Consider the following 10,365-nt stretch of genomic DNA (forward strand, 5'->3'; position numbering starts at 1 on the left):
GGGATTCAGACCCATTCAAAAGAGATGGATTGTGGAAAGAACATTCTCATGGATGGATTACAATAGAAGGCTCTGCCGAAACTATGAACTAACATTCGACTCGGCAGAGGAAATGGTCAAATTAGCCGCTATAAGATTATTATTGAGGAAAATTTAAACAGGCTCTAAATCTGCCGGTGATGGCGACAATACCATTAATACCAATGTCGTGAGGGCTTTGATTTCACGGTTTGCTTTGTTTGAAGGTACGTGGCGAAGATATCACAACTTGGGGGATGAGGAGAAATATTTTGATGCTTGTATCAAATACTCAGAAAAGCTGATGCAAGCATATCCCGATTTGCATGACAATTGGGGAGAAATGCTGACTTCCAATCTGGCCGGTATGAAAGGTATTATCCTCTACAAAGAATATGTGCCGTCAGAAGTGAACAACTATGCCATGCACTTGGTAGAGCGTACTTCCACTCACAACATTGAAATGCCTCAGCATATTGTTGATATGTACCTGTGTTCTGACGGTAACCCCATTGGTACCAGTGAGAAATACGAATGGGGAAAGACTGATAAAACTATGTACTCCACATTCCGTAATCGTGACCGCCGTCTTCTGGAAACCGTGGCACCTCCTTATGAAGTGGTTAATCATGCTAATAAAAGTTGGGAGTATGTAGACGGTAAACGTGAGTATATGGATATTTTGGGAGTTACTACCTATACTGGTTATGGTGGCGGTAACGGTGAGGCTGGTAAGCATAAAGTGTTTCCTATGATGAACTGGTCGGGAAACATCCTCCCTGCAGTTCCCCATTTCTTTACCAATCAAGGCGGTGTAGGGTTCTGTGTGGCTAAGAGCGGAAACTATGTATGGAGATTATATAACGTCTGGGATTGCTCGTTGGAGAACAAGGCAGAGGCCGACATGCCTATTTTTAAGATTGATGAAGTACTGCTGAACTATGCGGAAGCTAAATATGAAAAAGGTGAGTTCAATAACGAGGTAGCCGACATTACTATCAACAAGTTGAGAAGGCAATTCGCAAAAATTGCAGATATGGACGTGAATGCTATCAATAACGGTTTTGACCCGAATCGCGATCCGGATGTAAATCCGGTTTTGTGGGAAATCCGCCGTGAACGTATGGTTGAACTGATGGGGGAAGGATTTGGTTTCTATGATGTACGTCGCTGGAAGAAAGCCGAATGGTTTATAAATAAAGTGGCTTATGGACAATGGGCTACCAAGGAACAAATTGGCGAAGGAGGAACTTTCATCAATCTAGAAACAGGTTTGGCAACTACTGATAAAGAGCAGAAAGAAGGTTACATATATATGTACAATGACCCTACCAAAGTAGGTAAGGGATGGTTGGATAAATACTATCTGTATCAGATTCCGACCAATGAAATTGCACTGAATCCTAATTTGCTTCCCAATAATCCGGGATGGTAAAACTATAGGACTTAGACTGAAAACTTTATAAATGGAGTGTCTCTCAACACTCCATTTATTTTTCAAGATATCTTCAACTTTTACTCAATTATCATTATCTTTACATACAAAATGTTTATTAATACTTTTAATACTGAATTATGAAGCCCAATCAATCCCTTTTCTGCTGCACGGCCTTGCTGGGCATACTTTGCAGCAATGGTATATCTGCTGCCGATAGAAATAAAGAGAACAAACCCAATATCCTTTTTATCTTGTGTGACGACATGGGATATGGAGACCTCGGGTGTTATGGACAAAAAAATATTGATACTCCCTGTTTGGATCAAATGGCGCAAGAAGGTATGCGTTTTACCCAGGCATATGCTGGAAGTCCTGTCAGTGCACCTTCACGGGCATCTCTGATGACCGGACAGCATACTGGACACGGACATGTACGAGGAAACAAGGAATATTGGCGGGAACAGTCTATCGTGATGTATGGCAACAACAAAGACTTTTCTGTAGTAGGGCAAGAACCTTACAGTCCAGATCATATCATACTTCCCGAAATCATGAAGAATAACGGATATACCACCGGTATGTTCGGTAAATGGGCAGGTGGTTATGAAGGCTCCTGTTCTACTCCTGACAAACGTGGTGTTGATGAATATTACGGCTTTATCTGTCAATTTCAGGCACACCTTTATTATCCTAATTTCTTGAACAGATACAGCAAGGCAATGGGAGATACCGCTGTTGTGCGAGAGGTCTTGGAAGAAAACATTCAATATCCCATGTATGGCGAAGATTATAAGAAACGACCGCAATATTCTGCCGACTTGATTCATCAACGTGCTCTGCAATGGATTGAACAGCAGAACCCTGAACAGCCTTTCTACGGTCTGCTGACCTATACACTACCTCATGCGGAATTGGCACAGCCCAATGATTCCATCTTGAGAATGTACAAACAGCGTTTCTTTACCGACAAGACTTGGGGAGGAGATGAGGGATCGCGTTATAACCCTGCGGTATATACCCATGCTGAATTTGCGGGTATGATTACTCGGTTGGATAAATATGTGGGTGAGATCCTGACCAAACTGAAAGAGAAGGGACTGGATGAAAATACCATTGTTATATTTAGCAGTGATAATGGTCCTCATGAAGAAGGGGGGGCGGATCCTGCTTTTTTCGGACGTGACGGCAAATTGCGTGGGTTAAAGCGACAATGTCACGAAGGAGGTATTCGGGTACCATTTATTGTACGCTGGCCGGGGCATGTACCTGCGGGCACAGTAAACAACCATCAGTTGGTATTTTATGATGTAATGCCAACCTTCTGTGAATTGATAGGAGACAAACGTTTCCCTAAAAAATACCTGAATAAGCAGACTGAGGGAGACTGCTTTGATGGGATTTCTTTTGCTCCTACCATGTTGGGCAATGATGAAAAACAGCAAAAGCATGACTTTCTTTATTGGGAATTTCATGAAACAGATCAAATAGGTGTGCGTATGGACGATTGGAAAATGCTTGTAAAGAAAGGTGTTCCATACTTATATAATTTGGTGACTGACCTTCATGAGGACCATGATGTGTCTGCCGATTATCCTGAAATTGTTAAACAGATGAAAGAGGTTATCTATAGGGAACATCGTCCTAGCGAACTGTTTAGAATTACGCTTCCCTCTTTGGAACCGTAAAGTAACTGCTGGAAACATTTGAATTATGAAATTGAGAAAAATAAGAATCTAAATTATAGGAATCAGTTTAATTCACCGTCTGGCTTGTAATGAGTCAGACGGTTTTTGTTTCCACATGACTCTAATTGGTTGATGTTCAATGTTATTTTTGTGTAAAGGAGGGCTATATGCAGATTTTACGCCTTTTATATCTCCTGAAGATAGATAACTGCGTTGCGCTCCAAAATATAAACCGTTTCTGGTTTCATAGTTTGCTCACTATTGATTGAAAAAGCTGACATCCGTTGTGAAAAGAGGCACTTCCGAATTTTTCTTTTCTTTTGAAATAATACGTAAGAGATGGTAGCTGTGTGATGATTGGTCTGGGCCAGCATTCTTGTTTTTGTAAACCATTACTCTTACTATATATTCATATCCTGTTTCATGATTGAAATTTGAAATGCTAGTATGCATTAGTTCCCAGTTTGTTTTTCCGTTTTTCTTAACCCAATAAGCTGTACCCTCATTGGTGGTAATGACTTCTGATGCAATAACTAATGTTTCATCATAAGAATTTTCGTCATCAGAACACGAGGTGCAAAAGCTTACCATAAGTGTTAATAACACATAGCACAAGAAATTTGTAGTTTTCATAAAATGGTGTATTAGAAGTTATGTAGCAAATATAACTTATTTTATAATAAGTTGCCTATTATTTCTTGTTTTTATTTAGGCCTTTTTGTTTTCTAACCTTCTTGGCGTTTGTTTCTAAGGTCTTCTTATTAATAGCGTTGATTACATAGCCAATGAAATCGGGAATCTTTTTTTCTTATGGCTTTTTCGACAGTCTGCATTGTTTACAAAACCAATAGGGTGACCTTTTATCCGTATACTGAAGGTAATTCAGTCGTATACTGAATGTATTTCAATATACGACTGAATCGCGTTCAGTATACGACTGAAATAGGCTCTATTTATATGTGCTGATAATCAAATAGTTATATTTATGCTTTGTGGTGGTGCAAAATCACAACAAATTGAAGGCTCTAAGCGAATCGGAACAGCGAAAAAATGCATTACCTGTGACTGGAAAATAGAAAAAAAACTGCAGTATCAAAGCACCATTATATATAATGTATAGTGTCGCATCAATCCCCTTCTGTCACAGAGAATGGCTATGGTTTGCATTCATCGAAAGCATCAACAATGCCAGCGGCAAGTAATCTTTCAGGCTCTGCTCCAATAACTTCACGGCTTGCTGCACGCGGTAGTACACCAGCTTGTCGGACACCCCCAGCCGTGCCGCCATCTCCTTGCACTCCAAGCCCTGCATGCGGTAGAGCATGAATGCTTCGCGATAGGTTTCCGGCAGGGATGCCAAAGCAGCCTCGATGCGTTGCTGCAACTCTTCAAGGCTGAAGGGTTCTTCATCGTAAAGCAGGTCGTTCATGTCCTGGCAGAAACGTTCGTCGGCGCGGTGCATGGCATTGTTCTTGGCAAGCTTGTTCAGCACGCGGTGGTACACCATGCGGAAAAGGTACGCATTAAGCGACGAGTTGATGAGCAATGACTCACGCTTCTCCCAAAAGCAGGCAAACACATCTTGTACCACCTCCTCGGCATCGTCCATGCCTACAAAGCGGCGGGCGTATGCGCAAAGCAGCGGATAATAGCGGTGGAACAGTTGTTCAAAACTCTTCTTTCGGAAACAACGCTCCCAAGATTATCTACGGTTTCAACAACGCCCTGCGCTACAAACGTTTCGATCTCAATGTATATTTCTATGGTGAAGCAGGCCGCAAAGTGACTTCCAGTTATTGGGAAGACTGGATTGACACCAACCAGAACTCACAGAATCTCTCTCGTTATGTGTTCGACTCGTTCAGCAGCGAGAATCAAGGTTCCAAGAACCCCGGCATCTTGGCAGGTAGCCGCGGAAACGGTGACTATTACTTGAAGTCGCTCTACTTCATCCGTTGTGGAAACATTACTCTGGGTTACAACGTTCCGGTGAAGAAGAACTGGGGCATCTCCAACCTGCGTGTGTATGCTGATGTCAACAATCCGTTTGTCATCACCAACTGGACAGGTCTTGATCCCGAAACCGATACGGGTACTTACTCTTATCCTAACGTGACCTCTTACAGCCTTGGTCTGAACATCACGTTCTAAAAGAAAGGCAGAAGAGCGAATAAGTAAAACAAAGAAAAAAATTAAAAGATTAATCGATTATGAACAAGATAACAAAACTGTTGATGGGGTCCATCCTGCTGGCAGCTTCGAGCTGTGCGCTTGAGAGTGAAGTGTATGACAAAATTAGCCCGGATAATTTTCCTTCTACCTGGATACCGCATGGCATGGTCTTACTATCACACTTTTGAAAAGGGTGATTACCGTCTGACACGCATCTACGGTGAATATACCGATACGAGCGGCAAGCAACACAGCGAAGAACTGGACAAGACCGACGGTTCGTTGAGAGTAGGTGCGGTTCCGGGCAAATACACCATCGACGGCATGATTGGCGACAAGGGCATGTGTGACGTAGTGGTATTCCGCTTCTCGGATGTTAAGACCCTTTATGCCGAGGCAGTGGTGCGCAACAGCAACAGCGTGAACGCCATGGCCAAGGAGTATCTGAACGAAATCCGTACCAAGCATGGCAAACTGCCTGCCTTCACTGATGATGAAATCGGTACGGTAGATAAGTACCTTGACAAGCTGCTTGAAGAGCGCGGACACGAGTTTTACATGGAAGGTGTACGTCGTCAGGACCTTATTCGTCATGGCCGCTATGTGGAGATGGCTATCAAGAAGAACGAATATGCAGGTCATTCTATCGAAAACGTGAAGCGTATGGAAGGTGGCAAGTACGTATATGAGCTTCTGCCCATTCCGGTGGCTGCCATCCGCGACGGACTGACAAGGTAAGATTGTGCAGAACCCGGGATTCTGATGATGTAAATTCTAAAAACAAATAATTATCATATTTGTATTTTTCTTAGTAGGAGTCCGGCGTGTGTGATACATACCGGACTTCATCTATATTCATAAATACACAAATAAACCGTATCTGATTTTTCTTACAACATTTTTTCTCTTATCTTTGGAAATTCATTGCAGGATATGGTATCTAAAACCTGAAAAATGATTATGACAATAAAAAGGATATATAACAGTACATATATCGCTGTGTTCTGCCCGTTATGCCATCCGTTGTGCTAACGGGAATACGACGTGGACTGTGGCTGAAGGAGGCCGCTACGGCATCAATGTACTGACGGAAGTGAGTGTGGAAAATAAATAATATCATGAAATTTGCGTTACTCTTTCTTTTACTGGGATATTTCCCTGCTTTCTCCCTCGCACAGCCGACAGGCGGTGAAGTGATTCGTCCCCTGATGGGGTGGAGTTCCTGGAACACCTATCGGGTGAATATCAGTGACGAGTTGATAAAAAAACAGGCAGATGCCTTGGTACAGACCGGATTGAAGGAAGCCGGCTATACTTATATCAATATAGACGACGGCTTTTTCGGTCACCGCGATTCCACCGGACAGATGGTTACCCATCCCGTGCGCTTTCCGCATGGGCTGAAAGGCGTGGCAGAGCATATCCATTCGCTCGGGTTGAAAGCAGGCATCTATTCGGATGCGGGCAGCAATACCTGTGGTTCCATTTGGGATAACGATACCCACGGCGTGGGCTCCGGGCTTTATGGACATGAGCTGCAGGATGCCCGGCTTTACTTTAATGACTGGGGATTCGATTTCATCAAGATAGACTATTGCGGTGCGGGGCAGGAACTGGATTTGGAAGAAGAACGACGCTATTCCGGGATATGCCGTGCTATCCGCGAAGTGGCGGAACGGCCCGTCTCGGTCAATATCTGCCGTTGGGCCTTTCCAGGTACGTGGGCGGCACGGTTGGCATGTTCATGGCGCATCAGTCCTGACATCCGGCCGGAGTGGGCATCAGTAAAATCCATCATCCGGAAGAACCTCTATCTGTCGGCATACGCCGGCGGCGGGCACTACAATGATATGGACATGCTTGAGATAGGACGGGGGCTGACTCCCGTAGAAGAAGAGACGCATTTCGGGATGTGGTGCATCATGAGTTCGCCACTGCTGATAGGCTGCGACCTCACCACCATTTCCGAAGCTTCACTCCGGTTGTTGAAGAACAAAGAACTTATAGCTCTGAACCAAGATTGGCTGGGTTTGCAGGCATACGTGGCCTTGCGCCAGGGCGAGGGATATGTGCTGGTGAAGGACGTGGAACAATTACGTGGACGGATACGTGCCGTGGCCTTATACAACCCTTCGGACACGGTATGCGGTTTTCATGTTCCTCTGGAAGCGCTTGAACTGGCAGGCACGGTCAAGGTGCGCGACGTGGTGCGGCAGAGGCAATTGCCGTCCATACAAGGGGTGCTTTGCAAAGAGGTGCCTCCCCACGGTGTACTGATGCTGCGCCTGGAGGGTGAAAGGAGAATAGAGCCTTCGCTTTACGAAGCCGAATGGGCTTATCTGCCTTGCTTCAATGATTTGGGCAAATCGTCCAAGACGGTGGCATATGTACCCATGCCCGAAGCCTCGGGTGGCATGAAGATTGCTTATGTAGGAGGCAGCTGCGAGAACTATGCCGAATGGAACAAGGTATATAGTGAGCGAGGCGGATGGTACGAACTGACGGTGGATTATATTCCCGGCAAGTATCGCCGGCTGCTCATTGAGGTGAATAATGGAGAACCTATTCGGATAGACCGCCTACGTGAGACGGCGGAAGGACGTTCTGTGGCTTCGATCACGGTGCCTGTACGCTTAAAAGCGGGGTATAACACGGTGCGCATGGGTAGCCCTTATTGCTGGGCACCGGATATAGACTGCTTCCAGCTGAAACGGATAGGCGACTGACCTGCCGTTTACCCGATATGCAATATTTACTTTAAAAATAATTATATCCAATGAAAAAACATTTTCTTTCTTTTTGTACCTGCCTCTTCCTTTCGCTTTTGGCAGGTAATGTAATGGCACAGGATGTGACCGAACCAAGTGTTCCTCATGCCAATGACCCGGCATGGAACAAAACCTCTAAGAACCTACAGGCCGCCTGGGGAGACACCAATCTGCAAACCGACAAATTCATTTGTCCCATAAGCAGTAAACTCTCAAAGCACCTGATCCTGACCGCCTGGCGTGGCGAACGCCTGCATGCCAAGTTCCTGGTATGGTCAGGAGAAGAAGAAGGCAACCTGCGTTTTGAAGTGGAAGAGCAGGAAGGATGTCGCTGGACGGATGAACAAACCACCGGATTCGTGCGCTATGTGATGACCGACGAACTGAACAAGAATGGCGGCGGTTGCGGTTATCGTCCGGACAAGACTTTGTTTGATTCTGCCCTCGTTGCCGACCGCATAGAGCCTATGCGTACGTTACGCTATGAAGCGCGTACCGTACGTCCGGCGTGGATAACTTTTGACGTGCCACGTGATGCAGTTTCCGGTATTTACAAAGGTCGGATAAGAGTGGAATGCGAAGGCAAGGAATGCGGCGTGCTGCCGTTTACAATCCGGGTGATTGACCGCACAATGGCACTGCCTGAAGAGTGCAAATTCCATCTGGATTTGTGGCAAAATCCCTTTGCGGTGGCGCGTGTGGCAAACGTGCCTTTGTGGAGCCGAGAACACTTCGAAGCCATGCGTCCGCTTATGCAACGGCTGGCACGTGCTGGTCAGCGCGGCATCACCGCTTCCATTACCCATAAACCATGGAACGGACAGACTTACGACTATTTTGAGAACATGATTACCGAAATAAAGAAGGCAGACGGTACGTGGATGTACGACTTCACGGTATTCGACCGTTGGGTGGAATTCATGCAACAGTGTGGCGTAGGTCCTTACATCTACTGTTATTCCGTCATTCCCTGGAAACTCTCTTTCCGCTATTACGACCAGGCAACCAACTCCATAGTAGACAAGAAGATGAATGTCAACAAGCCCGAGTTCGATGACTATTGGGTGAACAAATTGTCAGCTTTTGCAACTCATCTGAAAGCGAAAGGCTGGTTCGGACATACTATCATTGCTATGGACGAACGTCCCAAAGAGAGTATGGAGGCAGCTTTGAGAGTCATCCGTAAGGCTGATCCGAACTACAAAATATCACTTGCCGGAAACTATCACGCTGAACTTGAAGGAGAACTGTTCGACCTCTGCATTGCCTACGACACCCAATATCCCGACGGAGTGGTGGACGCACGTCGCCAACAAGGAAAGATAACGACTTTTTACACCTGTTGCACGGAATCATGGCCTAATACCTTTACTTTCTCACAACCGGTAGAGGCATCCGCTTATGGTCTGATAGCCGCCGAACGTGGACTGGACGGCTACCTCCGCTGGGCATACAACAGCTGGGTGGAATCACCAGAAGTCGATACTCGTTTTCACACATGGGCGGCAGGCGATACCTACATCGTGTATCCTGACAACCAATCATCTGTTCGTTTCGAAAAAATGGTGGAGGGGATACAGATGTTTGAGAAGATACAAGTGCTGAAGCAAAATCCCCGTTATGCCAAGAGCATTGAAAAGTTGTTAAAGCCTTTTGCTTACAAAAAGATTAATGCCGCCACTTTGGGTGAGGATATTAAAAGACTGAACGCTTTTCTTAACAAGTAAAAAGAAACCAAAGTGAATTTTTATTCAAATAATGATTCGCTATTCGAAATAGACAAGCCGTTGGTATATGCCGACTTTTATTTTCATCCAATTCAAACAAGTTATGAAGAAATACGCATTTTTATTCTTGTTGCTTAGCATGTTTTTCATCTTTATTGCACAATCCGGCAACAAATACCGTATTGAAATCAAAGATGGACAATTTGTTTATGACGAAGAGGCTGTCTGGGTTATTTCCGGAGAAATGCACTACACACATATTCCGCATCAATACTAGCGGCATTGTGTAAAGATGTTGAAAACCATGGGATTAAATGTTACGTATTTTGGATTTTGCATGAACTGGAGCCTGGAAATACGGACTGTCCGAAGGTGTGATTAACGGGCAAGTCCTTGTTTTTGTTAGTGCAGGTGTATCATGTGCTGAGGGTGAATTCTAAGTCCTCTCCAAACAATATCTATAAAATCTTACCCAAGTTTACGAACATTAACGTATCCTTGGGTAAGTTTGTATATAGACATAACTACTCTTCAGAAGTGTATAGCTACTTCCTAAA

At 44.8% G+C, this 10,365-nt stretch carries 9 protein-coding genes; 7 read left to right on the forward strand and 2 right to left on the reverse strand.

Going from position 1 to position 10,365, the window contains the following annotated elements; all coding sequences use genetic code 11:
* Positions 1-322 precede the first annotated feature (322 nt).
* Both HU824_RS18170 and HU824_RS18175 read left to right on the forward strand, forming a co-directional pair.
* The gene (locus HU824_RS18170) at positions 323-1,453 is read left to right on the forward strand and encodes a RagB/SusD family nutrient uptake outer membrane protein (RefSeq protein WP_255260561.1); all 1,131 of its coding nucleotides are present in this window, start codon (positions 323-325) and stop codon (positions 1,451-1,453) included.
* A 140-nt stretch (positions 1,454-1,593) separates the two neighbouring features.
* The gene (locus HU824_RS18175) at positions 1,594-3,141 is read left to right on the forward strand and encodes an arylsulfatase (protein WP_136009771.1); all 1,548 of its coding nucleotides are present in this window, start codon (positions 1,594-1,596) and stop codon (positions 3,139-3,141) included.
* 258 nt (positions 3,142-3,399) lie between these two features.
* Here the strand turns inward: HU824_RS18175 and HU824_RS18180 are convergent, their stop codons facing one another.
* Entirely contained in the window at positions 3,400-3,774 is a 375-nt protein-coding gene (locus HU824_RS18180) for a DUF4377 domain-containing protein (RefSeq protein WP_176469613.1), read from the reverse strand.
* Between the two features lie 508 nt (positions 3,775-4,282).
* Positions 4,283-4,804, reverse strand: a complete 522-nt coding sequence (locus HU824_RS18185) for an RNA polymerase sigma-70 factor (RefSeq protein ID WP_176469619.1) — start codon at positions 4,802-4,804, stop codon at positions 4,283-4,285.
* On the opposite strand from HU824_RS18185, the gene HU824_RS18190 reads away from it, so the two are divergent.
* The 5 genes from HU824_RS18190 (at position 4,771) to HU824_RS18210 (ending at position 10,085) form a co-directional block, all read left to right on the forward strand.
* Positions 4,771-5,292 (forward strand): hypothetical protein, encoded by a 522-nt coding sequence (locus tag HU824_RS18190; protein ID WP_176469614.1) that lies wholly within the window; start codon positions 4,771-4,773, stop codon positions 5,290-5,292. The two genes, HU824_RS18185 and HU824_RS18190, sit on opposite strands and share 34 nt — an antisense overlap.
* A 135-nt stretch (positions 5,293-5,427) precedes the next feature.
* A complete protein-coding gene (locus HU824_RS18195; RefSeq protein ID WP_176469615.1) occupies positions 5,428-6,051 on the forward strand; it encodes a RagB/SusD family nutrient uptake outer membrane protein in 624 nt (207 codons plus the stop codon).
* 380 nt (positions 6,052-6,431) lie between these two features.
* Positions 6,432-8,039, forward strand: a complete 1,608-nt coding sequence (locus tag HU824_RS18200) for an alpha-galactosidase (RefSeq protein ID WP_176469616.1) — start codon at positions 6,432-6,434, stop codon at positions 8,037-8,039.
* 50 nt (positions 8,040-8,089) lie between these two features.
* Entirely contained in the window at positions 8,090-9,808 is a 1,719-nt protein-coding gene (locus tag HU824_RS18205; RefSeq protein ID WP_255260562.1) for a glycoside hydrolase domain-containing protein, read from the forward strand.
* A gap of 103 nt (positions 9,809-9,911) precedes the next feature.
* Positions 9,912-10,085 (forward strand): hypothetical protein, encoded by a 174-nt coding sequence (locus HU824_RS18210; RefSeq protein ID WP_176469617.1) that lies wholly within the window; start codon positions 9,912-9,914, stop codon positions 10,083-10,085.
* Positions 10,086-10,365: the final 280 nt, after the last annotated feature.

Origin of the sequence: Bacteroides sp. L10-4, assembly GCF_013373675.1 — a bacterium.
Classification (GTDB): Bacteria; Bacteroidota; Bacteroidia; order Bacteroidales; family Bacteroidaceae; genus Bacteroides; species Bacteroides muris.